Origin of the sequence: Neobacillus drentensis (assembly GCF_036966985.1) — a bacterium.
Lineage (GTDB): Bacteria > Bacillota > Bacilli > Bacillales > Cytobacillaceae > Neobacillus > Neobacillus drentensis_E.
The window spans coordinates 1-1,278 of record NZ_JBALSN010000433.1; the positions used below are offsets into that span (position 1 = coordinate 1).

Annotated in this window: 1 protein-coding gene; it reads left to right on the forward strand. The window is 34.3% G+C overall.

The features are described 5' to 3' along the window. Nucleotides 1-143: 143 nt before the first annotated feature. The coding region (locus V7659_RS24375) for an SMI1/KNR4 family protein (protein ID WP_335542724.1) at nt 144-1,278 on the forward strand (1,135 nt) is incomplete at its 3' end.

The window sequence follows — 1,278 nt, forward strand, 5'->3', positions numbered from 1 at the left end:
GGTGCAAGAGTTAAAGAAGGGGATCGCTGCGGCGATCCTTTTTCTTGTTGTACTAACGGATGCAGTTTAGTACAAGAAGGTATTTACCAAAACCATATTGAATTATAATTAAAATAACGTTATCGAAGCGGGGGTTAAAAAGTATGGAGGATTTTAAAATCCTAATATCAAGATGGGAGCAAATACTTCAAAAATTAGAGAACAATAACGGCAAAGTCCACCCAATCGAAATTGGAAAGAAAGCAACGATACAGGAGATAGAAGCTAAAGAAAAAGAGTTAGGTTATCATTTACCTTCTTCGTATAAATACATATTACATAACTTGGGAAAATCACTTTCGTTTTATTACTCATTTTCTGAAGATACAATGATTCCTAGTGAATTTACGGAAATATTCTCTGGAGAGATAAATTGGAATATTGACTTCCTTCAGAATTTAAATATGCTAGCTAACGAACTAATGGAAGATGGGGAAGATTATGGAAGGTCACTGAGGGGGAAATTAGAGTTTTCTCAAGTTGGAAATGGAGATATTTATGCGTTTGATATGTCTGTTGAGAGTGATGAGAAACCAGTTATTTATTGGGATCATGAAGAAGACACAGTTACTTATGTTGCGGATTCGTTTATCGATTATCTATTTAGGATTACTGAACTAGGGTGTATTGGTAGTGAAAAATGGCAGCTTGAATATTTTCTAAGTGATACGGGGTTGAATACTACAAGTCCAGCATCAGTTAAGTGGAAGCATTGGTTTGAGTCATTTTCAGAGACAACCTTAGATGATGTGAAAAATAACATGGAACAGCTAATAGCTTATGTTGTTTATCGAAAGAAATTAGATGAAGAAACAATCGACTTCCTCCAGAAATTTAATAGAAATGAGTTATTTGGCTTCCTTATAGAAGAATTACATAAAAAAGAGGCATTTAATGACCAGAAGATAATATGTGAGATTATCGGAAGAGTTTTAGGAATTTACGCAGAAACCTGGGTTAGAAGCTTATGGGAAACTAAACAAAATAATATGGATACTCGATTACGTTCCTATCTAACTTCTATGTGTATAAGTAAGGATAAGGGACTATCTTTAGTAATTAATTTTCTTGAACAAGAATCTAATAAAAAGATTACTGGGTATGAAGCACTTTCCCATCTTGGTGATTTTCATTCGAGGGATGTTATTTCGTGGATGGAGAATCATGTTAAATTTCCTGTGACAGAAGGATGGGACGACCTCTTCGTAAGGTCAAACTTTTCATGGGATAACTTAGAAA